Here is a 23,959-nt window from a genome sequence, read left to right on the forward strand (position 1 = left end):
CGAATGACAATCGAATTTTCTAACTTCTCTTTTAGATATGAGTCGCTGGACAAACCGACGCTAAAAAATATCAATCTAAGGATAGAGAAAGGAGAGAAAATCGTCATTATTGGTCCAAGTGGTAGTGGTAAATCTACCCTTGGGCAATGTCTTAACGGACTGATCCCACACGCAATCAAAGGGGAAACCAGTGGAACATTGACCATCAATGGTCAAGACACCGCCCCTTTCGACATGCACCAATACACTCAGCAAGTTGGCACCGTACTGCAAGATACGGACAGCCAATTTGTCGGCTTGAGCATTGGCGAAGACATCGCATTTGCGCTGGAAAACCAGCTAACTTCTAACATCGACATGTACCCATTGGTCAAAGCCACGGCCAAAATGGTCGACTTGGAACAGATGTTAGATCGCTCTCCCCACGATTTATCTGGCGGGCAGAAACAGCGTGTTTCTTTGGCGGGCATTCTCGTCGATGACGTCGATATCCTTTTGTTTGATGAACCACTAGCTGCGCTTGACCCTAAAACGGGTAAAAAAACCATCGAGATCATCGATGATCTACACCGTGAAACGGGCAAAACCATCGTAATCATTGAGCATCGTCTTGAGGACGTTCTGCATCGCTCAGTTGACCGTATTATCTTGATGGAAAGCGGCGAAATCATTGCCGATACAACGCCAGATGAAATTTTAGCGTCGCCTCTGCTAGAAGATTACGGCATCCGCGAACCGCTTTATATTTCGGCTCTGAAAGAAGCAGGCTGCGCGATTGAGGGCGATGCAAAACCTTCTAGCTTAACTACCTTACCGTTGGAGCAATATAAACCAGCAGTACAAGCATGGTTTGATAGTTCAACAGCACAACCACCTAAAACGCCAGCCGAGACTTTGCTTGAAGTCCGTGGCCTCACCTATTCTTACGACGGTGAGAAAAACGCGCTAGAAGACGTGAGTTTTGACATCAAGCGTGGCGAGTTTGTCTCTGTACTTGGCAAAAATGGCTCGGGTAAATCGACCATCACCAAACTGATTATGGGCGTTATTGAAGCGGATAGCGGCTCAATGAGCATGAATGGTCAAGATCTAAACGAGCTGACCATCTTCGAGCGCAGCCAGAAAGTGGGCGTGGTGATGCAAAACCCGAATCACATGATTTCCCATCACATGATTTTCGACGAGGTGGCCTTCGGCCTCCGTAATCGTGGCATTGAAGAGAAACAAATCGAAGCTAAAGTACTTGAAGTCCTTGAGCTGTGCGGTTTGAGCAAATACCGTCACTGGCCAATCGAAGCATTGAGCTACGGCCAGAAAAAGCGCGTAACCATTGCGTCAATTTTGGTCTTGGAACCAGAGCTTCTGATCCTTGATGAACCGACGGCAGGTCAGGACTATCGGAACTACACATCTATGCTGAGTTTCATCGAAAAGCTCAATCGCGAGTTGGGCGTAACCGTGATGATCATCTCTCATGACATGCATTTAGTGCTGGAATACACTACGCGCTCTATCGTAATTGCAGACAGTAAATTAGTCGCGGATGCACTAATGACGCAGGTATTCAGCAGTCCAGAGCTACTAGACCAAGCAAACCTCACCACAACAAGTCTGTTTGAGTTGGCTACGAAAGTTGGCATCGAAGATACCAATGGCTTTATGCAGCATTTTATCAATGTAGAAAAAGCGCACCGCCAACAAAAAAGCGGCGAAGTAAACCAACCAGAGAAAGCAGTGGCATGAAAGACAATAAGATGAAGTTTGGTATCAACTACATCGATACCCAATCGCCACTTCATAAGTTGAATGGCATTACTAAGTTCTTGCTTTTCATTGCTTGGGTAACGGTGGTGTTGACCACATTTGACTTGCGAATCATCGCTCTGTTGATCGTGCTTGGTTTAGGCTTATTGAAAATGACCAAAGTGCCATTTCATGTCTACAAACCGCTTTTACTGGGTACAGGTACAGTATTGCTGATCAATGCCCTGTTTATGTTTGCGTTAGCGCCGCAACAAGGTACTGAGTTCATGGGCTCATCAACGGTTTTACTCTCGTTACCCGGTAATTACTCACTCACTCAAGAGACGTTGTTTTACTTAGTAACAGTGACATTGAAATACTTCAGCATGTTCCCAATCGCGTTGGTGTTTGTATTTACCACTCACCCGACGGAGTTTTCAGCCAGCTTGAACCGCTTAGGTGTGCCTTACAAAATCGCCTATGCCGTGAGCTTAACGCTGCGCTACTTGCCGGAAGTGAAAAAGGACTTTGTTAACATCATGCACGCGCAACAAGCACGCGGAGTAGAACTGAGTAAGAAGGCTCCGTTGTTCACTCGTATGAAGAACGTGGCGAAGATTCTTGGCCCTCTGATTTTCTCTAGTTTGGACAGAGCCGACCAAATCTCAAACGCGATGACGTTGCGTGGCTTCGGCCGTCACTCATCTCGCACCTGGTACAGCCTAAAACCCCTGACCAAAGCCGATATGATCTGCATGGCGGGGATTGCGGTGATAGTGATTGCTGCTATCAGCAAGCGTGTTATGGACACGCAACTGTTCTGGTATCCGTTTTAATGCGAGATAATCATAAAAATGGGATGCCGATGCATCCCATTTTTCTATCCAGATTATGGCTTAGTCTTTTGAGTAGTGAGCACTAACTCCACCTCAACAATCGCGTTTCGTTCCCCTCTTCCGGCTTCGCTGGAATATTGAGTGACAACAACAAGCTAACGGCGGCCATACCCGCTCCGATGTAGAAAACGCTAGAAGGCGACACTAACCAAATCATCCCGAATGTAACGGGAATCACCACCGCTGCGATGTGGTTGATGGTAAACGCAACGCCAGCGGTCGATGCCATATCGGCCGGATCAGCAATCTTCTGGAAGTACGTTTTAATCGCCAAGGCAAACGCAAAGAACAAGTGGTCGACAACATACAGCGCCGCAGCCCATTCCGCCGTTTGCACCAAACCATATCCCACAAAGACGAAAATCAAACCGACGTATTCAAACGTTAATGCCTTACGCTCACCGACAACACCGATGAAACGGCCAATGCGCTTGGCAAATAAAAAGTTAAACAGGTAGTTGATCAAAAACAGTAAGGTAATGTCTGCGGCAGAGTAGCCAAACTTCTCTACCATCAAGAAACCCGCAAATACGGTGAAAATCTGTCGACGCGCACCACTCATAAAAGTGAGCGCGTAATACAACCAATAGCGTTTACGGAGTACGAGTTTCTTATTTTGTGGCACAGCCGTTTTGAACTGAGGAAACGCCAGTGCCATCACGATGATCAACACAAAGCCAACGCCACCCGCCAGCAAATACACGGTTTTGAAATCAAATTTAAGCTGCTCTAGCAAAATCCAAATCGCGCCGTAGGTAAACAGAGAAGCCAGCGCGCCGACCGAGATAAACTTGCCTAGCATTTCTGGCGCTTCTTCTTTCGATAGCCATTGCAAAGACAGGGACTGCTTCAATGTTTCAAAGTAGTGAAAACCAGTGGACATCAACAAGGTCGTAAAAAGTAAACCGTACAAAGTGGGAAAGTAACCTGTTAATGCTGTACCAAGTGTTAGCATCGCTAATGACACCAACATGAATCGTTGTTCGCGGATAAACAACAACAGAAACACGGCGGTAAAGGCTAAAAAGCCCGGTATTTCACGCACGCTTTGTAATAAGCCAATGTCCGCCCCATCAAAGTTCGCTTTTTCAATAACAAAGTTATTCAGCAAAGCCATCCAGGTAGAAAAGGCAATGGGCACAATAATCGAGATCAACAGAAGGAAATTTTGCGGCGTTCTCCAGCCGTGAGAAGAGGTATTCATGATGCATCCTTTAGATATGAAGTCATCATCATAGCTTTAAATGTAACAAATTCGCAATATCATTATTATTTATGGTCACATACGCACTGTTGCGATTCTAAGTGCACTGAGGATATGACCAATACAGAAAACATCGCGCCCAATGATGAAAGTGAGCGCGATGTGTAAAAGGCAAGAAAAAGGTTGATAAGTGACTTATCGACTTAGTCGATGTTTTTCACATTAAGGCGATTTTTGAACTCAAACACATGTTCTGGACAAACATCCAAACAGCGGCCACAACTTATGCAGTTTTGATCCATAACTCGACGATCTCCCTCTTTCAAAGGCTGCCGAAGCACTTCTGGCTCTGGGCAAACGTAAAAGCAATCCATGCATTTCGTGCAATCTTCGCGGCGGACAGCGGTAACACGCAACAGGCTTTTTCGGCCTATCACGCCATAGGTTGCACCCAGTGGACATAAGTGCCCACACCACCCATGCTCAACTAAGAGTAAATCCAGTACGAACACCAGTGCGATCAGCACCCAACCTGTGCCCATACCAAACACCAATCCGCGATGCAGTGCCGCCACTGGATCTAACCATGTCCAAAGAATCGCGCCAGACAGCGCACTGCCCAACATCAAAACAGGGATCAGCCAATAGCGAATCGCAGGAGACCAACGATAGCTCGCTTTAATGTTGAACTTTCGGCGCAGCCACGCCGCTAAGTCCGTCACGATGTTCAACGGGCATACCCAAGCACAAAATGCGCGCGGTGCTAAAATCGCGTAGAACACCACGACAATCACTACGCCTAACAACGCATTAAACTCCGGGATATGCCCTGTCGCCAAAGCTTGAAGCACAATTAACGGGTCACTTAAAGGGACCGTGTCGAACAACATACTCGATGAGAGGTTACCGGTTAGAACCCCTAATGTCGGCCCAGCCATAAACAGCGCAATGATGGTGAGCTGACATAGCCGACGTAAAACCAGAAACCGATGCGCGCGCCACCAACCAAGCTTTTCAATCGCCTCTTTGCCAGCATTTTGAGCTAAGTTCTTTGCCATTACTCACCTCCTTTTAGCGATTCAAGCGCACCTTCCGGTACAGGCGTCTCACTGGGGAGGGTATTTTCGAGTGGTTTGTCGATCTCTTTCCAACCAAAATTGTAATGGCTGCCCACTTTGCCTTTTGCCAAATCCGTCGGGACAACTTTAATAGCAGCGACATCCAACACGCACGCTTGTTCGCACTTACCGCATCCGGTACACACTTCGGAATTCACTGTAGGGATAAGTTTGGCGTGATAACCGGTTCGGTCGTTGTGAACCATCTCTAATGTGATGGCTTCATCAATCAGCGGACAAACGCGATAGCAAACGTCGCATCGTAGCCCTTGCCAGTTGAGGCAAGTTTCATGGTCAATAAGAACCGCTGTACCCATTCGAGCATCATCAATATCGGTTAACTTCGGATCCAGCGCCCCACTCGGGCAAGCCACCACACAAGGAATGTCTTCGCACATTTCGCAGGGAATATCGCGCGCAGTAAAGTAAGGAGAACCAGTGGCTACAGGAGAAAGTAATGTCGCGAGTTTCAATGTGTCGTAAGGGCATGCTTGAACACACAAGCCACATCGAATACAGGCTGATTCGAAATCGCCTTCTGGCAAAGCACCGGGTGGGCGAATAGGCACACCTTTGGTTTCTCGAGCTTGGCTTTGCAGCGATTGTAAGCCCAACACACACGCCGCTACGCCAACGCCTGCCGCAGTTCGGACCGTATCACGCAAAAATCGGCGCCGACTTTGCGATGTTTTAGACTGAGAGGATTTCATGCTATTTCCTCAACGAAACTCCTTTATCAAGTTAAGCATAAATAGCGCTAAACGTACCTCTTCCCCATACCTCATAAGAGGTAACTCCACCCTCAGTTGATTCAAGTCAACTGATGTACAGTGCCGTCGTCACAGTTTGAATAATTCCATTTATTTCCTCCAACATGAAATTCACCACGATACTCTGCCGTGCACGCCATTTTCAGTACAATAATTCAACACCTTTGCAATCTATTCGCTAAATTCGAAGATAAATGACTACTAAAATTTAGAGAAATATAGCTATAACAACCTAATTTAAAAGGTGTTTATCTCTCAAACTTCAAAAAATACTATCCAAAATAAGGAACTGTGGTTAGATTGAAAATTAATACTAAAAAGCGAAGGAGAGAAGCATGGAAATTATCGTACGTCCAACGACTGTTGAAGACGCAGCGGCACTCGTAGAAATCTATTCACAACCAAAAGCACAACGTGAAACCCTGCAACTCCCAAAACCTTCGCTCGCAATGTGGGTAGAACGATTGTCAAATATGCCCGCTGGTGTTTACAGCTACGTCGCTGAAATCGATGGTAAAGTAGTGGGTAACATTGGCTTTCATCACTCGCAGCGCCCAAGAACGGCGCACACGGCCGCGTTTGGTATTGGCGTTCACGATCAGTTTCACGGTCTAGGCGTGGGAAGTAAGTTAATTGAGACAGTGACTGAACTGGCGGATAACTGGCTAAACGTGAGAAGAATTCAAATAGAAGTAAATGCCGATAACGAGGCCGCGATTGGCCTGTACAAAAAGCATGGTTTTGAAATTGAAGGAGAGGCGATTGATGCCTCATTCCGAGATGGCGAGTTCATCAATACCTATTACATGGCACGTATCAGACCAAGTAAAAAATAAAGAAAAGCCTCCTACTAGTTGGAGGCTTTTCTTTTTAAACTTCGACTCACTTTCGTAAGTAAGCCAACGCTCTGCGAGTCAATGCTTCTGTGTAGGGATTGATCTTCCAGTGGTCAGGACTCCAACCTTTCACAAAGCGCTGAAAGTCAGCCCACGCGACCGCAAACAAAGGACGCCATTCACGCTCGACTTCATCGGGGTCGAGATTCGACTGATAAACCATTAACGCCTGTTGCAACTGAGCGAAATACGTATCCAAGACCCAAACTTCCATCTCTGCACAACGTTCTGGCTTGACGGCGCTACTCATAAACAGTGCCACATCTTTCATCGCACAGCCATGTCCGACGTATTGAAAGTCGACCGCAGCAACGCTCAATTCATCTTGCTCAAAACAGAAGTTCGCCAATTTGGCATCACCGTGTACAAGCGTCTTGAACTTGGCTTGCGAAAGCGTTTGATCAATCAATTGAGCGGCATTTTTTAGCTCGGTGTCTTGCAATGCCTCAAGCTCATCGGGTCTGGTTGCCAAGTGCCAGTACGTGCCGGTATGCCACAGCTTATCCGAGCAAACACCGATGTAGCGCGCATGAAAATTCGCCAACCAAGTAAGGCAGGCTCGTAGATGTTCTAGCTTTGCATCGGTGATGATTTTTGGAAAACCCGCCTCGGCGAGATCTTCCATCACAATGAGCCATTCATTCTCCGACTGAAACGTTTTTAAGCCTTGTGGTACTCGACAGTGCGAGTCCATGACTCCGGAAAAATGCGCGTACCAACTGACTTCAACCTGATAAGAGTGCAGCTTTCTTTGGTGAGAACGGTCTGTATTCCAGCCTCTAGGGTGTTCAGAAGGTTTAGGCAATTTGACGTGTTTTACAATGACAGAGCGTTTAGCGAATATCAGCCGAACCAATTCTCCGTAACCGCCCCAAAGTGACTGGATTACTTCGCTCGACAGCAATTCACCGAGATCAAGATCCTGGCTGATATTTTGATACAAAAGGTGGTGATCATTCATACTCAAGCAAGAAGATGCGACCAAGCTTGGTTACGGTTGATGTAATGCGCCACATACGGGCAAACCGGTTCGATTTTATAACCCAGTGCTTCAATTTCTGGGAGTACCGCTTCCATCATTACTTTGCCATAACCTTTGCCGCGCAGCTCTTCTGGTACGACCGTCGATGTTATGTGCATCACATCATTTTTCAACTCGTAGACCACTTTTGCTTTGAAGTCTTGCTCTAAATCAACCCAAAAGAGGCCACTTTCAGTGTCGTGAATCACTTTATGCATATCTTCTTCTCTAATTTTGTTACGGATTTATTGAATCAAACTATATCACTGAATAAAATCATTACCACGCAAAGACACCCAGTCGTTTAGTGCTAAATTTCATAGCAGTCACCTCTTCTCAAATCAGGTACGACAATAAGAATGAGAAATATGATAACCAGTGCCAGAGACGGCAATCTACCTCTGCAGAGTAAGAGAGCACCAGAACGTCAGGCCACCACATTAAACAGCACCGATGCAATGGCGATGGTTGAGCATGGTAGTGAAGTCACTCTCAATGTGACCACGCCTGTTGGAACGAAGTTCATCACCACCAGTACGTTTGTCGGCTGCCACTCTAACAATACGGCATTGATCGAAGTTCCGAATATTTCCGATGAAGATTTGAAATTCTATTTTCAAGAAGGCTTTTGGATAAACGTAAAAGCGTATTCTCATCGTGGCGAAGGCGCAGTCATCCCTTTTAGGGCTCAGCTTCAACATCGCTTGGGCGACCCTTATCCCATTTTAGTGCTTAACCTTCCCAATACAATGCAGGTATTCCAACTTCGTAAAGAAGTGCGTTATGAGGTGAATTTGAAAGCGCGAGTCCGCTTGGATGAATATCGAAGTGAGTGTGAGATCAGAGACCTGTCTCGCAGCGGCTGTCGTTTTGTGACATCGCCAATGAGCCGACCTTTACAAGTTGGCGACCGTATCACTCTAGACCTCACCATGCCTAGTGATGGTCGCATGTTAGCGCCACTGAATGGTCGTATTTGCAACCTTCAAAAATCGACTCACTATGCCCGCTACGGAATGGAGTTTGATGAGGTAGGCAAAACTAACGCCAAGAGTCTGCTGAGCCATCTCAAATTCGACGGCACCAAGCTGAAGTTGAAATAAATTCGAACGGCCTAGAGCCATGAAGTTGCTAGAGCACGTATTCGTTCTTGAAAAACGAGCATTAAAAAGGCACCCGAGGGTGCCTTTTTGCTGAGACCATATTTAAAAACGTAAAGCAAAAGCTTACAGCTTAAAGAAGCTCAACTGTTCTTTTTGCTTTTCAGCCAGTAGTGATAGCTCGCTACTTGCGCTTGCGCTTTGGCTGATGCCCGCTACATTTTGGTTCACAAGTTCAGACATGTTAACCACGTTGCGGTTGATGTCTTGAGTGACTTGAGATTGCTCTTCCGCAGCTGTCGCTACTTGTGTGTTTGAATCGTTGATGTTCGCAACAGATTCCGTAATACCGATCAACGCATCGTTCGCTTGCTGAGTCAGCTCGTTGTTACGAGTTAACATTTCTAGACTAACCTGCATGCTGTCGTTAGCAAGGCCAGATTGCGCTTGTAGCTCTTCAATGATTGTTGAGATTTCTTGCGTTGAATCTTGAGTACGCGCCGCTAGCATACGAACTTCATCCGCTACTACCGCAAAACCACGACCAGATTCACCAGCACGTGCAGCTTCAATCGCTGCGTTCAACGCCAACAAGTTCGTTTGTTCAGATACACCGCGAATCACTTCGATAACATCGTTGATCTGTACTGATTGCTCTTTTAGACGCAGTACAACTTGCGCGGCATCGTTCAATGCTTGAGACATTTGCGCACTTGCTTCCGCACTTTCTTGGAAGATAGCCAAACCAGATTGAGCTAGACCGTCCGCTTCGCGTGCTGTCGCATCAGCAGAGGTCGCATTGTCACTTACGTTGTTTGCAGTGCTTGCTAGCTCATTTACCGCAGAAGCAACTTGTTCGATTTCTGCCAATTCTTGTTGAGCGTTCGCTTCTGCTTGCGTCATTACTGCAGCAAGTTCTGTTGATGCAGACGCCACTTCTTCACTGATTCGAGTTAACTGATCAACGATGCTGTAAAGTTGAGACGCGGTTTGGTTAACGTCTTTGCTTAGCTGAGCAATCTCGTTGTCGCCTTCGACATCCGCACGGACAGAAAGGTTACCAGCCGCCAGTTCACGCATCACACGTTGCAGCTTTTGGATTGGTGTAACAATCATGCCAGATAGGAACCATGCGCCAATAAGCGAGAACACAAATACAGCAAGAACCGTCAGCATCGCATTGGTTTGAACACGCTCGTTTTGTGCGTTACTTTTTGCTGTTGATTCAACCGCTTGATCGTTCACGTGTTTAGACAAAGTGTTGATGCCTTGCACCATTTCATTACCAACACGGCGGTACTCAGAAATAAATGCACGGTATTCGTTGTCTGATTTCAGACCTTGATCGTATTGGTTGAAAAACGCTACAGAGCGCTGTGAGTACTGCACATACGCTTCAATCGCTTTACGCACTTCAATCGCATCTTCACGAAACAGGTTGCGCGCTTCGATCGCACTTAGATCCGCTTCAACTTGTTTCAAGCCTGCTTTTAGCTCATTTAGGAACGTTTCACGACGAGAAGCATCGTAAATTGCGTAAACCGCGCTGATGCGCAATGGGTAAATTTGATCGTCGATACGCGCCAAAGTGTCTTTATGGAAAACCAAAGACTCTTGGTTAGAAGCAATAACGTCTTGCTCCGCTTGAAGATTGTTTTTAGTAATCCACAGAGCAATAAACAAAACAATAGCGGTAAATAATACCGGAACCAAAATTTGGGTTCGTACTGACAAGTTTTTCAGTGATAGCTGCATGACTGGACCTCAGTTATATGCGTGATGCCTACTTGCTTCCATGCGACGGGATTGTTCCCGGACGAATAAACAAGTGGCGAATATTAGAGGTCGATCACACTTTTGTCTAGTACAAAAAGTCCCCATTTTCAATCTGTTATTGACAATATCCCGACACTAGTGTCGGGATATTGTCGTTATTACAAGTTGTGATTAATTGTGATGATATTTATTCACATCCAGAGCAAATATCGCTTACTTTCTCAGCGAATTGAGCTTCGCTTGAGCAAGGCCAAAAATCGTATCAATCGGGTAAGAACCTTCGTCCGTCGGCTCACCTGCCACCTTGCCGGTGAACAGTTCAATGGCTTCAGTCACGTGGTCAATTGCCCAAATATGGAACTCCCCTTTTTCTACCGCTTTCACGATGTCAGCGCGTAGCATCAAGTTATGAACATTCGAACGAGGAATGATCACGCCCTGTCCGGAGTGACGACCTTTGATCACACACACATCATAGAAACCTTCGATTTTTTCGTTTACGCCACCAATCGGCTGCGCTTCACCAAATTGGTTCATTGACCCCGTGATCGCGATATCTTGTCGATTTGGTTGTTTAGAAAAAGCCGAAACGACCGCACAAAACTCCGCCATGCTCGCGCTGTCTCCGTCGACGCCACCGTATGATTGCTCAAAGGTAATCGTCGTCGTGAGTGGCACTCGCGCCGTTTTGCCGAATACGGAAGACAGATAAGCCGATAGGATCATCACACCTTTTGAATGGATACTGCCACCAAGATCGACGCTGCGTTCAATATCGATAACGTCGCCATCGCCGTAGCATGTTGTGGCAGTAATACGGTTAGGCGCACCAAACATATAATCGCTGGTACTCAACACCGACAAAGCGTTCACTTGCCCTATCGCCGAACCTTCAGTGAGAATCAACGTAGTGCCGTTTAAGAACGTCTCCATCACACTGTCTCGCAAACGGCTGACACGCATCTCCTGATTTTTCATCGCCTCTTCGACGTGGCCAATGCGGATCATGTTTGAGTTTGCTTGGCGAGCCACGTAGTTCGACTCTCGAAGCAAGTTGGCGATATTAGCCGAATGCAGAGATAGCTTGGATTGGTCGCCAGACAAACGTGAGCTGTATTCGATGATTCGAGCAATGGCTTTGCGATCGCAATGCAGCATATTGTTGTCATGCACCACGCTAGAGATAAAGCGCGCGTAATGCAGCTCAGACTCCGGCGTACGTTTCATTTCGTCTTCGAAATCTGCCGTCACACGGAACAATTCGCTGAACTCTGGATCGTAATGTTGGAGTAATTGGTAAGTTCGGTAATCACCAAACAAGATGATTTTGATATCAAGCGGGATCGGTTCAGGATCTAATGAAACCGCCCCCGTCAACGTCACCTCTTTTTCTAATGACGTAAAGCTTAGTTGGCGAGAGCGCAGCGCACGTTTTAAGCCATCCCAGACATACGGCTGCTCCAACACTTTTTGCGCGTCCATCAACAGAACGCCGCCGTTGGCTTTGTGCAAACTACCTGCGCGGATCAATGAGAAGTCGGTAAAGACTGTTCCTTTGAATGTCGCAGTTTCAATCGAGCCAAACAGTGAGTGGTAATTTGGGTTCTCTTCCACCACGATTGGGAAATCGCTGTTGTTACGACTCACTAACACGTTCACTTTGTAGCGACGAGGCAACTTTTTATCTAAAGACGCAGCAGCAATCTCACCTTGTTCACCACTTTGATCGAGGAAAATATCCGCGTTTTCAACGATATCTTTTTGCAGCTCCGTCAAATAGGTTTTGATTTCGGAGTATTCCGAATAATCCACTTTGAGCTTTTTAATGAAGTGAGTAATCACGTCGAGCGTAACTTCATCATTCAACTTTTTGATTTTGTCGCTGTAGGTATCCTCCCACTCGGTCAGTTCACGCACCATGGAACGTAAACTCACCTCTAACGCATCAATGCTGTCACTGAACTGTTCTTGCTCTTTTTTGCTCAAGGCATCAAAAGATTCTTCAGTGTGCAACTCATCGCCATTCATGGCGACAAATTGATAATCGCCTTGCGATGTGATCGTCAGGCTGATGCCGTGCTCTTTTGCTTCACGACTAATGCGGTCCAATTCATTTTGCTGTTTGTTTGCCAACTGGTTTTTCAAACGATCAGCACGGCTAAAGTACATTTCGTTATCAAAAGCTAATGGCAGCGCGTTAAGCAATTTCCCCATTAAGGCTTCAATATCAACACGCAGTTTGTTACCGATTCCACAAGGGAGCTTTAACACTTTAGGCGTGCGTGTATCTTCAAAATTCGCGACGTAACACCAGTCAAATAACGCATCGGCGTCATGCTGGTGACGATTCAAATAGCGCAGAATCATCGTGCGCTTACCTAGCCCGTTCTGACCGATGGCGTAAATGTTGTACCCTTTTTCCTTAATTGACATCGCAAACTCGACCGCTTTTTGCGCACGCTCTTGTCCCACGATTTCGTCAATAGGAGGCAGTTCCTTGGTCGACTTACATGGCATATTCTCTAGATCCGCTACAGAATACAGCTGTTGAGGTTCCAATCTTAGTATTGCCATATCCGCTTCCTTTTTCTTATTGTCGTAACTTGAGTGTAGAGATTATTTGTTTAATTTTAAGTGATTTAGCTTACACCATGGTTTAATCGCACACTTTATGACCATAAAAATGAAAACAATACGCACTTGCAATTGATAATTAATTTCATTTAATATCTTCAGCAAATCAACTTTTGTGGAGATGGACATGAATATTGAGCAATGCTGGATGCGCTATTTGAAAGCGGAGCAATTGATGGAGCAAGGCCATTGGCCAGAAGCTCATCGCTTATACGAAGATGTGCTCAATCACTTGCCTAGCCATATCCATAAGGCGCTAGAGAATGACCTTACCAAGCCTTGCCAATTTGTGTGTCTGGTCAGCGGATTACGCGATGCGAGCGTGGCGCAATCGGAGATCCTCAACAAACTGGGATTACAGCGCGACGCATTTTCAGCCCTCAACCAAACTTATGCGCTGTTCCAATTTTTGCAACTTGAAAGCCATGAGCTGATTGAGCGTGTTGGCCACCTACTCGGCCAGCAAAGTGAGGACTTACTTGCACACATGGCCGCATTTTGCTCTGCGCAGCGCAATGCTCAATGGATGATAGAGCTGGACCATGTCACTCGCGCCCATGAACAGTTTTTGCATTTACAGGCGATGAGCTCAGCAGAAGCTGTGGCTTCCCACCTCTACAACTAATAAGTACCAGAGCAATGGAAAGCAGCAGGATTTAAGCGCCATCACCATTGCTCTAGGTTTATTTGCGATATCAAACACAAGGATACGTGATGTCTTCTCAAACCATTCTTTCGGTGAACAACTTGTCTGTCAGCTTTACGACAAACGATGGGATCGTCGATGCAGTAAAGAATGTTAGCTTCGAGCTACAAGCGGGTGAAACGCTGTCTATCGTCGGCGAATCTGGTTCCGGCAAATCAGTTTCCACCAACGCTTTAATGAAGCTGCTACCAGACAACGCCATTGTCCATCCAGACTCGTCGATCATGTTTGAAGGCGAATCCATTCTGGACAAAACTGAGCGACAAATGCAGCGCATTCGCGGCGATCGCATCGGAATGATATTCCAAGAGCCGATGACTTCACTGAATCCGTACATGCGGGTCGGTATTCAAGTGGCGGAAGCCATGATGTGTCATCGCTCCGTCAATCAGCGCAAAGCCAAAGAACGTGTGCTTGAACTGTTTGATTTGGTTCATTTGCCGAACCCACAACAAGCCTATGATAAGTATCCACATGAGTTTTCTGGTGGTCAGTTACAGCGCATCATGATTGCCATGGCGCTAATTAACGAACCAGACATCTTAATTGCCGATGAGCCGACAACCGCGCTTGACGTTACCGTTCAGGCGGAAGTGCTACTGCTGATTAAAGAGATTCAAGCAAAAATGGGGATGGCTATTTTATTTATCACCCATGACCTAGGCGTGGTGAAACACTTTGCCGATCGTGTGTTGGTGATGTGCAAAGGTGAGGTCGTTGAAGAAGGCATCACTGAGCACTTGTTTTCTGATCCTCAGCATGAATACACCAAAATGCTGATTAACTCGATTCCGAAAGGAAGCAAACCCCCCGTTGATGAGAATGCGTCGGAATTGCTCAACGCTGAAGACATTCGTGTGAAGTTTTTGGTGAAGCCTCACTTTATCGCAAGCAAAAACGAGTACTTCGAAGCGGTAAAAGGCATCTCGTTACAACTAAAACAGGGCGAAACACTAGGCATAGTTGGTGAATCCGGTTCGGGTAAATCCACGTTAGGGCGTGCGTTGATCGGTTTGCTACCGTCTACCGGAAAAATTGAGTTTAAAGGTCAAAACATGGCCTCACTCAGTGATAAAGAGCGGTTCGATCTGAAAAAAGACGTACAAATGGTGTTCCAAGATCCATACGGTTCGCTTTCACCACGTATGACCATCGGGGAAATCATCACTGAAGGGTTAACCGTCCACCGGCCATATTTAAACAAGAAAGAACGCATGCAAAAAGCGCGTGATGTTCTGCGTGAAGTACGTTTGGATCCCGCATCTATAAACCGCTATCCGCACGAATTTTCCGGTGGGCAACGTCAACGTATTGCGATTGCACGAGCCTTGATTTTGGAACCGTCGTTTATCTTGCTTGATGAGCCGACCTCGGCCTTAGATCGCTCAGTGCAACTCACTGTCATCGATCTTCTCAAAGACTTGCAGAAAAAACACAATATCGGTTATTTGTTCATAAGCCATGATTTATCAGTGGTTAAGGCGCTTTCTGATCGCGTATTAGTGATGCAAAAAGGAGAAGTGATGGAGCAAGGAAGCGCACAAGAGATTTTCCATCACCCAAAAAGTGAGTACACTAGAAAACTGATTGATGCCTCATTTGATCTTGAAAACAATGAAAATCAAAATGATGCTGCTTAGATTCATCACAGTTTCATATTAATGAACTAGGATTAAGTAAAGATGATTATTTCATCTTTACTTGAGAATGGCGTAGCTGCCTTTCGGTTTGGCCGCCGAGACTGGTTGGTTCATCGAGTCAGACTTAGTCAACCTGACTCAACAATACTGAAAAACAGTATTACTTGAGTTCCCCCAACCATGAAAAATGCCGCGATTCTGTCGCGGCATTTTTTATTCTCTAAAGCTCAAAATCGTTAAATCGACTCGATACCCATGTTGTATAGCGTAAATGCGTACACATCGGTCGTGAGATCGATTTGCTTGCTGAGCGGCATACCGGCACCATGACCGGCATTCACATCAATACGAATCAACACCGGATTTTCGCCTTGCTGTTTGTCTTGCAGTTCAGCAATAAACTTATACGAGTGAGCAGGCACAACTCGGTCGTCATGATCAGCGGTTGTCACCAAGGTAGCAGGGTATTGCACGCCTTCTTTTACATTGTGAACAGGTGAATACCCAAGCAAGTATCGGAACATCACTTCACTTTGTTCTGACGTGCCGTAGTCGTACTTCCAGCCTTCACCAGACGTAAATGTGTGGTAACGCAGCATATCAAGCACCCCAACCGCAGGTAGCGCGACTTTGAATAGTTCTGGGCGTTGCGTCATACACGCTCCAACTAACAAACCACCGTTAGAACCACCACGAATCGCTAGGCGCTCCGAGCTGGTGTAGTCGTTTTCAATTAGGTATTCCGCCGCCGCAATAAAGTCATCAAACACATTTTGCTTTTGCTGCTGAGTGCCCACATTGTGCCAAGCTTTACCATATTCACCGCCGCCTCGCATGTTGGCGACAGCGTAAATGCCACCCAATTCTAGCCAGTTGGCCACATTGCCAGAAAACATCGGAGTGAGGCTGATGTTAAAACCGCCATAACCATACAGCATGGTTGGCGCACTGCCATCAAGCGAGATGCCCTTCTTGTATGAGATGATCATTGGAACTTGCGTGCCATCTTTTGAGGTGTAGAACACCTGTTTTGACTCATACTCATTGCGATCGAACGGCGCTTTTGATTCTTGGTAAAGCGTAGATGCACCAGATTCGACATCAAATGAGAAGATCGTCGGTGGTGTCACGTAGTTAGTAAAGGTGTAATACAACGTGGTTTCTTCTTTTTTACCCGCTAGACCATAAGCCGTGCCTTCTCCCGGCAGCTCTACATCTCGAATCCACTCACCTTGGTAGGTAAACTGCTTCACTTTAGAAAGCACATCCACCATATAAGTCGCAAACAAATAACCGCCACCTTTGCTGATTTCTAGCGGCTGTTCTTGTTCAGCAATCACGTCAGCCCATTGTTCTGTCTGAGTGTTGTAGCGGACAACTTTGCCGTTCGGCGCATCTAGGTTGGTGTAAAGCAGCAAGGTTTCGTCTTGACTATCAATCAAGTAGGTGTCGCCTTGCGTCGTATCGCGCAGTGTTACAATCGCTTGGGAGTCAGACTGTAAATCTATATAAAACAGACGATTACCCGATGTGGATTCTGCGCCAGAAATAATGAGGAAGCGATCATCCGTCGTCGTCGTACCAGACACATAACGATGAATCTGAGCACCCTGCTCACCAAAAATCACTTTGTCTTCAGATTGAGGGGTACCAAGTTCATGATAATAAAGCTTGTGATGCTCAGTTCGAGCAGACAACTCACTGCCTTGCGGCTTGTCGTAACTTGAGTAATAGAAGCCTTTGCTGCCCAGCCAAGAAATCGACGTAAACTTCGCATCAACGATCTCTGGCTCTAGCTGTTCTTTAGTTTCCGTATCAATGACAAAGATCTTACGCCAGTCACTGCCTCCTTCCGAGATGGAATATGCCACCAAACGATAGTCTTTCGAGAAGCTGACTTCGCCAAGAGAGGTCGTGCCCTCTTCGGAGAAAGTATTTGGGTCAAGGAAGACCTCGGCTTCTCCCTCGCCTTTACGGCGATACAATACGCTTTGGTTTTGCAAACCGTCGTTTTTGTAGAAGTAGGTGTAGTCACCACGTACAAATGGCTGGGAATATTTTTCGTAGTTTTGGCTGTTCGCGACTAAGTCACGGATTTGTTGGCGGTACGGGATCTGACCAAGAAAATCGAAGGTCACTGAGTTTTGACCCGAAACCCATTGTGCGGTTTCTTCACTGCGATCATCTTCTAACCAGCGATAAGGGTCGGCAATGTCGTGACCAAAATAAGTGTCCACGACAGAATCTTTACGTGTTTTTGGGTAATGCATAACGTCCGTGTTACTCCGTTTGAAGTGTTTTGTTTTTATTGATATTTATTCTCAATAGCTAGATTAGGGCTCAAGTGGCGAAATTCAACCAAAAAATACAAACAATATGAAGCACCTAGAAGTAATGAGAAATGGTGAGGTAACGTTCGCGAATGTGCTCGATGAGCAGCTTAACCTTATTCGGCGGCTGACGCGTAAACGGATATACCGCGTAAATACCCAGCTTTTTGCCGACCAGTTCGGGGAAAATATCCACCAGCTGGCCATTACGAATATCGTGGTACACCAAACAGCGAGGCACATACGCAATGCCGTGTCCGCCTAATGCTGCTTTGCGCAAAGCGGTGGCATTGTCGGTTGAAAAGCTTCCAGAGACTCGAACAATATAATTGCCTTCGTCACTCTTAAATTCCCACTCCGATGCACCGGTGGTTTGATAAGCGTATTGCAAACAGTTGTGCGAAGTCAGATCGATAGGTTCGATAGGTTTGCCGTTTTTAGCAATATAAGAAGGCGATGCGCATACCACCCATTGAGAGTCGAGTATGTGCCGAGCAATTAAACTGGAGTCTTCCAAGTAACCGGTTCGGATGACCAAATCGTAACCATCGGCGACAAGATCAACAAAGCGATTATCGAGCGACATATCGACAGTGAGACCCGGATGAAGGTTACAAAACTCCGCCACCGCATCGGCAAGAATCAAGTCACCGGAGATAGTCGGCACCGACATCTTGATATGACCGCTCACATTCTCTCCAAAGCCTGCAACAGCGTCCATAGCCTCCTGAGTGGCTTGCTTCACATTTTTAGCACTGTGTAACAACACCTTCCCAGCTTCGGTCAGGGTCAATTTGCGCGTAGTTCGATATAATAGTTGTGCACCTATCTCTTCTTCTAGTCGCGCCATTCTTTTGCTAACTACCGAATTTGTAAGGTTATTTGCCTCTGCAACCTTACTAAAACTGCCTAATTCGATGACCTGAGAAAACAGGATTAAGTCGTCTGCTCGCATACAATTATGTCACTTTTGGAATTAATTATTTTCATTATTTCCCTATATCAATAAAAAATAAAGGAGTAAATTCACGCCAAATTAACAAAACCATTACAACAAAAAGTCGCCTCTACAGCGGATTGACACCGTTCGAGAAGTCAGCGTACGAAGGATGTACAAATGAGTGAAACCCTACTAGCCCTAGTGGCCTTTTCGCCAATTGTTGTTGCCGCCATTTTATTGGTTGGTCTCAACTGGCCTGCTAAAAAAGCTATGCCTGTTGCGTTCGGTTTAACCGTCGCTATCGCCCTAATGTTTTGGGATATGTCAGCTACTCGCGTACTGGCATCAGTATTCCAAGGTTTAGGAATTACTGTCTCTGTTCTTTGGATCGTGTTTGGTGCCATCTTCTTGCTCAACACTTTAAAACACACTGGAGCGATCACCACTATCCGTAACGGATTTACCGATATCTCTGCCGATCGTCGAGTTCAAGCCATCATTATTGCTTGGTGTTTTGGCTCATTCATCGAAGGTGCATCGGGCTTTGGTACACCAGCAGCGATCGCCGCGCCACTATTGGTTGCGATCGGTTTCCCTGCCCTAGCGGCGGTACTAATGGGCATGATGATTCAATCAACGCCAGTATCGTTTGGTGCAGTGGGTACGCCGATTATCGTGGGTGTAAACAAAGGTTTGGATACGCACAACATCAGTGAAGCGTTGGCAGCTCAAGGCTCAACATGGGAAGCATACCTACAGCACATCACGGCTAACGTTGCCGTAATTCATGCCGTGGTTGGTACGATGATTCCTGTATTGATGGCGATGATGTTAACACGTTTCTTCGGCAAGAACAGAAGCTGGAGCGAAGGTCTGGATATTCTACCGTTTGCGCTATTCGCAGGTGTGTCATTTACCGTTCCTTACGCATTAACTGGCGTGTTCTTGGGCGCTGAGTTTCCATCGCTGATTGGTGGTTTGGTTGGTCTTTCTATCGTCGTAACTGCTGCGAAAAAAGGCTTCCTAGTTCCTAAAACAAAATGGGATTTTGAAAGCGAAGACAAATGGCCAGCAGAGTGGCTAGGCTCTTTGAAAGTGGATCTGCACGACAATCCTGGTAAGCCAATGAGCTTGGTAAAAGCGTGGATTCCTTATGTAATGCTGGCCGTTATTTTGGTAGCAAGCCGCGTAAGCTCTGAGTTTAAAGGTCTATTGCAAAGCGTCAGCATGTCGTTTAGCAACATTCTAGGCGAGACAGGCGTTAGCGCTGCGATTCAACCGCTTTACCTTCCTGGTGGTGTATTGGTGTTCGTTGCTCTGCTTGCTGCTGTACTGCAAAGTGGTAGCGCAAAACCTTTGCGTGAAGCATTCGGCGAGTCAAGCAAAACGCTAATCGGTGCAGGCTTCGTATTGGTGTTCACTATCCCGATGGTACGTATCTTCATCAACTCAGGAGTGAACGGTGCTGACCTAGCAAGTATGCCTGTAACAACCGCGAACTTTGCCTCAGACCTCGTTGGCTCTGCATTCCCAGCATTAAGTGCAACGGTTGGTGCGCTAGGTGCATTCATCGCGGGTTCGAATACCGTATCGAACATGATGTTCAGCCAGTTCCAATTCGAAGTCGCGCAGACATTGTCTATCTCAAGCGTGGTTGTAGTGTCACTGCAAGCCGTTGGCGCGGCTGCGGGTAACATGATTGCCATTCACAACGTGGTGGCAGCATCCGCAACCGTCGGTCTACTAGGTCGTGAAGGCGCAACCTTGCGTAAGACGATCATCCCAACGTTCTACTACCTAGTAATGACGGGCATCATCGGTTTGGTTCTGATTTACGGATTCCAACTCACCGACGTCTTGATGAAGTAATACGAATGCAGGGCTCACTGCCCTGCCCGATTTGACACAGCTGTCAGCACTACTACCCCGACATGTTGATTTAGCTTGCTACATCAATTCCCCCGGCAGCTGTGTCGCCTTTCCAGTTTGCATAACTGACTGAGCGATTAAATCAAGATTGTTCAACCAATTATGTAAGTGGGTTACCTAAATCGCAGATTCAAAAGTAAGTGATGCAAAGGTAACTATACTCATTTTGATGCTTTTAGCGCTTAGTGCGATGAAAGCTCACTTAAGAGCAAATGCTCCACAACTTTGCTTAGAATAACCGCTAGGACACAATTATGATTATCTCAGCTTCTACCGATTACCGCGCTGCCGCGAAAGCCAAGCTACCTCCGTTTCTATTCCATTATATTGATGGCGGCTCTTACGACGAACGCACTCTGAAGCGTAATACTGACGATTTAGGCGATGTTGCACTACGCCAGCGCGTCCTACGCGATATGACAGACTTGAGTCTGGAGACCGAGATTTTCGGTGAGAAACTTGCGATGCCAATCGCACTGGCACCTGTTGGTCTAACTGGCATGTACGCTCGCCGTGGTGAAGTACAAGCAGCAAAAGCGGCAGAGAAAAAAGGCATTCCTTTTACCATGTCGACTGTGTCGGTTTGTCCGATTGAAGAAGTGGCACCAGCCATTGAGCGTCCAATGTGGTTCCAGCTTTACGTGCTAAAAGACCGCGGCTTTATGAAAAACGTTCTTGAGCGTGCAAAAGCAGCAGGCGTTACTACATTGGTGTTCACGGTAGACATGCCAGTTCCAGGTGCGCGTTACCGTGACATGCACTCTGGTATGAGTGGCCCTAACGCAGCAATGCGCCGCGTATTCCAATCCATGCGTCACCCAAGCTGGGCACTGGATGTTGGCTTGCTAGGTAAACCACACGATCTTGGTAACATCTCAACGTATCGTGGTGAACCAACGAAACTAGAAGACTACATCGGCTGGTTGGGTGCGAACTTCGACCCATCGATCTCTTGGAAAGATCTTGAGTGGATTCGTGATTTTTGGGATGGCCCAATGGTCATCAAAGGCATTCTGGATGAAGAAGACGCGAAAGATGCGGTACGTTTCGGTGCAGATGGCATTGTGGTATCAAACCACGGTGGTCGTCAGCTCGATGGTGTACTATCAACAGCGAAAGCTCTGCCAAGCATTGCGGACGCCGTAAAAGGCGATCTGAAGATCTTCGTAGACTCTGGTATTCGTACTGGTTTGGATGTTGTTCGTATGCTTGCACTTGGCGCAGACTGTACGCTGCTTGGTCGTTCATTCGTTTACGCGCTTGCTGCACAAGGTGGCGCTGGCGTAGAAAACCTACTCGACCTATACGACAAAGAAATGCGCGTGGCTATGACGCTGACTGGCGCAAAAACCATTGCTGACCTATCTCGCGATTCGTTGGTGAAAATCCCATAATCTTTACGAATACGCAGAAAGCAGAAACGAAAAAACGAGCCTCAATTGGCTCGTTTTTTTATTGCTCTTCAACCCGATAATTTGACGAGCAAGTTAGCTAACTTGGTGAACGTACTCAATGACGACTTGGTTGCCTTCGATGAACACATTGCGGATGTCACCATCCACTGTCACTCGGTTTTGCAAATGAACCGATCCCGCCGCCGACAGTTCTCTCTCAGTCAATGATGGAATCACTTGCCCAGGACGCACATGCAGCTGTTCACAAAGTTGTTTGATAAAACCTAGCGTCAGTGGCGAATTACCACGTAACAAGCCAGAAAACTCATGTAGGCTCAAACCTAGGCGTTTTGCCATTTCCATTTGAGTGATGTGCATTTTGGCTTTTTGTGACATCCAGATGTCGTAGAGCGCGTTTCTATCCAGCTCTGTAAATTCCATATCTGCCTCCGATAATTCAAGTGCCAATACACTCTCACACTTGCTTGAGATAAATGTTAGCGATAAGTCAGAGAACTTATAATTGATCGTTCGAATATTTGCGCTCAGCAAAGGTATAGCAAGGCTTGCACGCGTCCGCTTTCGATTCAAAATTCATCAGATAATAGTGATAAATGGATGAAATCCCGGAAATTACTGGGGTGATACTTCAATATCTGCTACCTTTCCCACCATGGTTCATCAGAAATAAAAGTTACTTATGTCACAGTGGTTTACCGATTTACAAAACTATGTACAAGCGCATAGTCAGGATTGGAGCGGAAGTGTTCTTTTTATCACGTTAGCCAGTTTTATCGCATGGATCGCTTGGCGAGTCATCCGTTCCCGTCTTGCAATTCTTGTCGAGAAAACCCCTTTTCATTGGGATAACATGTTGCTTGATGCGCTCAAAGCGCCAGTGAGCACACTCATTTGGTTTTGGCCTGCTACGGTGTCACTCGGCATCATTTTAGAAAGCGAACTGAATGACAAGATCAATTGGCTGAGCACGCTCAAGCTGATTCTTATTATCAGCGTCTTCGTATGGACCGTCATGCGACTGATCACCAATATCGAAGATTTCGTTCTGGAACAGAAAAACCGAGACGAAACCACCGTTCAAGCCATCGCGAAAGTTGGGCGCTTATTCATCATCACTATCGGCGTATTAACCATCATGCAGGCATTTGGCTTGTCTCTGTCTGGTCTGCTGACGTTTGGTGGTGTGGGTGGCTTAATCGTAGGTCTTGCTGCAAAAGATTTGCTGTCGAACTTCTTCGGTGGTTTGATGATTTACTTCGATCGTCCATTCAAAGTAGGCGATTGGATTCGCTCTCCAGATCGTCAAATCGAAGGCACCGTTGAGCGCATTGGCTGGCGCATGACCAGCATCCGCACGTTTGATAAACGCCCACTTTATGTGCCGAACTCCGTATTTAGCAACATCGTGGTTGAAAACCCTTCCCGAATGCTAAACCGTCGAATCTACGAAGTGGTGGGCTTGCGTTATGATGATGCCGACAAAGTGCCAGAAATCATCACCGCAGTGCGCGAAATGTTAAAGAATCACAAAGACATCGATACGCGCCAAACCTTGATTGTGAACTTTGATACCTTTGGCCCATCATCGTTGAACTTCTTTATCTACACTTTCACGAAAACCGTGAACTGGGTGAGATACCACGAAGTGAAACAAGACGTCTTATTGAAAGTCGTCGGCATCATTAAAGAGCACAACGCAGATATCGCGTTCCCGACTCAAACACTGAAGCTCGACCCGATTCAAATGGCGAAAAATCAAGAAGACAGCGGTTTTTAATTCGCTCTTAAACACACAAAGCCCACTCAACATTGAGTGGGCTTTGTTTTATTTCGGGCTTACA

At 46.4% G+C, this 23,959-nt stretch carries 19 protein-coding genes; 9 read left to right on the forward strand and 10 right to left on the reverse strand.

The window, feature by feature from the left end:
- Nucleotides 1-3: 3 nt before the first annotated feature.
- Complete coding sequence (locus tag DYB02_RS18910) at nt 4-1,743, forward strand: ABC transporter ATP-binding protein (protein ID WP_025592289.1); 1,740 nt, start codon at nt 4-6, stop codon at nt 1,741-1,743.
- A complete protein-coding gene (locus DYB02_RS18915) occupies nt 1,740-2,579 on the forward strand; it encodes an energy-coupling factor transporter transmembrane component T family protein (RefSeq protein ID WP_005394899.1) in 840 nt (279 codons plus the stop codon). Before DYB02_RS18910 ends, DYB02_RS18915 begins: the two co-directional genes overlap by 4 nt.
- Nucleotides 2,580-2,661: 82 nt before the next feature.
- Here the strand turns inward: DYB02_RS18915 and DYB02_RS18920 are convergent, their stop codons facing one another.
- The 3 genes from DYB02_RS18920 to napG all read right to left on the reverse strand — a co-directional run bounded on the left by DYB02_RS18920 (nt 2,662) and on the right by napG (nt 5,671).
- Complete coding sequence (locus tag DYB02_RS18920) at nt 2,662-3,843, reverse strand: MFS transporter (protein WP_029805202.1); 1,182 nt, start codon at nt 3,841-3,843, stop codon at nt 2,662-2,664.
- Nucleotides 3,844-4,046: 203 nt separating this feature from the next.
- Complete coding sequence (gene napH / locus DYB02_RS18925; RefSeq protein ID WP_029805204.1) at nt 4,047-4,901, reverse strand: quinol dehydrogenase ferredoxin subunit NapH; 855 nt, start codon at nt 4,899-4,901, stop codon at nt 4,047-4,049.
- Nucleotides 4,901-5,671, reverse strand: coding sequence for a ferredoxin-type protein NapG (gene napG / locus DYB02_RS18930; protein WP_029805206.1), 771 nt, complete (start codon nt 5,669-5,671; stop codon nt 4,901-4,903). The genes napH and napG overlap by 1 nt, the downstream gene beginning before the upstream one ends.
- Before the next feature lie 395 nt (nt 5,672-6,066).
- Here napG and DYB02_RS18935 point away from each other — a divergent pair, with 395 nt between their 5' ends.
- Nucleotides 6,067-6,567, forward strand: a complete 501-nt coding sequence (locus tag DYB02_RS18935) for a GNAT family N-acetyltransferase (RefSeq protein WP_029805208.1) — start codon at nt 6,067-6,069, stop codon at nt 6,565-6,567.
- Between the two features lie 46 nt (nt 6,568-6,613).
- On the opposite strand, the gene DYB02_RS18940 is transcribed toward DYB02_RS18935, so the two are convergent.
- Nucleotides 6,614-7,588 (reverse strand): phosphotransferase, encoded by a 975-nt coding sequence (locus tag DYB02_RS18940; RefSeq protein WP_029805210.1) that lies wholly within the window; start codon nt 7,586-7,588, stop codon nt 6,614-6,616.
- Nucleotides 7,589-7,590: 2 nt separating this feature from the next.
- Nucleotides 7,591-7,866, reverse strand: a complete 276-nt coding sequence (locus DYB02_RS18945) for a GNAT family N-acetyltransferase (protein ID WP_005462904.1) — start codon at nt 7,864-7,866, stop codon at nt 7,591-7,593.
- A gap of 150 nt (nt 7,867-8,016) precedes the next feature.
- On the opposite strand from DYB02_RS18945, the gene DYB02_RS18955 reads away from it, so the two are divergent.
- On the forward strand, nt 8,017-8,751 hold the full coding sequence (locus tag DYB02_RS18955; RefSeq protein WP_005499777.1) for a flagellar brake protein: 735 nt from the start codon (nt 8,017-8,019) through the stop codon (nt 8,749-8,751).
- Nucleotides 8,752-8,874: 123 nt separating this feature from the next.
- Here DYB02_RS18955 and DYB02_RS18960 read toward each other — a convergent pair whose 3' ends face one another.
- On the reverse strand, nt 8,875-10,503 hold the full coding sequence (locus DYB02_RS18960; protein ID WP_017447262.1) for a methyl-accepting chemotaxis protein: 1,629 nt from the start codon (nt 10,501-10,503) through the stop codon (nt 8,875-8,877).
- 234 nt (nt 10,504-10,737) lie between these two features.
- A complete protein-coding gene (locus tag DYB02_RS18965; RefSeq protein WP_005462897.1) occupies nt 10,738-13,098 on the reverse strand; it encodes a Lon protease family protein in 2,361 nt (786 codons plus the stop codon).
- Between the two features lie 187 nt (nt 13,099-13,285).
- On the opposite strand from DYB02_RS18965, the gene DYB02_RS18970 reads away from it, so the two are divergent.
- On the forward strand, nt 13,286-13,783 hold the full coding sequence (locus DYB02_RS18970) for a hypothetical protein (RefSeq protein WP_005499782.1): 498 nt from the start codon (nt 13,286-13,288) through the stop codon (nt 13,781-13,783).
- Between the two features lie 89 nt (nt 13,784-13,872).
- Nucleotides 13,873-15,504 (forward strand): ABC transporter ATP-binding protein, encoded by a 1,632-nt coding sequence (locus tag DYB02_RS18975; RefSeq protein WP_025579470.1) that lies wholly within the window; start codon nt 13,873-13,875, stop codon nt 15,502-15,504.
- A gap of 236 nt (nt 15,505-15,740) precedes the next feature.
- Here the strand turns inward: DYB02_RS18975 and DYB02_RS18980 are convergent, their stop codons facing one another.
- Both DYB02_RS18980 and DYB02_RS18985 read right to left on the reverse strand, forming a co-directional pair.
- Nucleotides 15,741-17,774, reverse strand: a complete 2,034-nt coding sequence (locus DYB02_RS18980) for a prolyl oligopeptidase family serine peptidase (RefSeq protein WP_029806249.1) — start codon at nt 17,772-17,774, stop codon at nt 15,741-15,743.
- A 115-nt stretch (nt 17,775-17,889) separates the two neighbouring features.
- On the reverse strand, nt 17,890-18,789 hold the full coding sequence (locus tag DYB02_RS18985; RefSeq protein WP_005499789.1) for a LysR family transcriptional regulator: 900 nt from the start codon (nt 18,787-18,789) through the stop codon (nt 17,890-17,892).
- Nucleotides 18,790-18,951: 162 nt separating this feature from the next.
- On the opposite strand from DYB02_RS18985, the gene DYB02_RS18990 reads away from it, so the two are divergent.
- Together DYB02_RS18990 and lldD are read left to right on the forward strand one after the other, a co-directional pair.
- Nucleotides 18,952-20,643 (forward strand): L-lactate permease, encoded by a 1,692-nt coding sequence (locus tag DYB02_RS18990; RefSeq protein WP_024702140.1) that lies wholly within the window; start codon nt 18,952-18,954, stop codon nt 20,641-20,643.
- Between the two features lie 314 nt (nt 20,644-20,957).
- The gene (gene lldD / locus DYB02_RS18995) at nt 20,958-22,097 is read left to right on the forward strand and encodes an FMN-dependent L-lactate dehydrogenase LldD (RefSeq protein WP_020838182.1); all 1,140 of its coding nucleotides are present in this window, start codon (nt 20,958-20,960) and stop codon (nt 22,095-22,097) included.
- Nucleotides 22,098-22,190: 93 nt separating this feature from the next.
- Here lldD and DYB02_RS19000 read toward each other — a convergent pair whose 3' ends face one another.
- Nucleotides 22,191-22,538: a helix-turn-helix domain-containing protein gene (locus DYB02_RS19000; RefSeq protein ID WP_005462888.1), complete on the reverse strand. Its 348-nt coding sequence runs from the start codon at nt 22,536-22,538 to the stop codon at nt 22,191-22,193.
- Nucleotides 22,539-22,797: 259 nt separating this feature from the next.
- Here DYB02_RS19000 and DYB02_RS19005 point away from each other — a divergent pair, with 259 nt between their 5' ends.
- Nucleotides 22,798-23,895 (forward strand): mechanosensitive ion channel family protein, encoded by a 1,098-nt coding sequence (locus DYB02_RS19005; RefSeq protein WP_029804438.1) that lies wholly within the window; start codon nt 22,798-22,800, stop codon nt 23,893-23,895.
- Nucleotides 23,896-23,959 lie beyond the last annotated feature (64 nt).

The organism is Vibrio parahaemolyticus, assembly GCF_900460535.1.
Taxonomy (GTDB): domain Bacteria; phylum Pseudomonadota; class Gammaproteobacteria; order Enterobacterales; family Vibrionaceae; genus Vibrio; species Vibrio parahaemolyticus.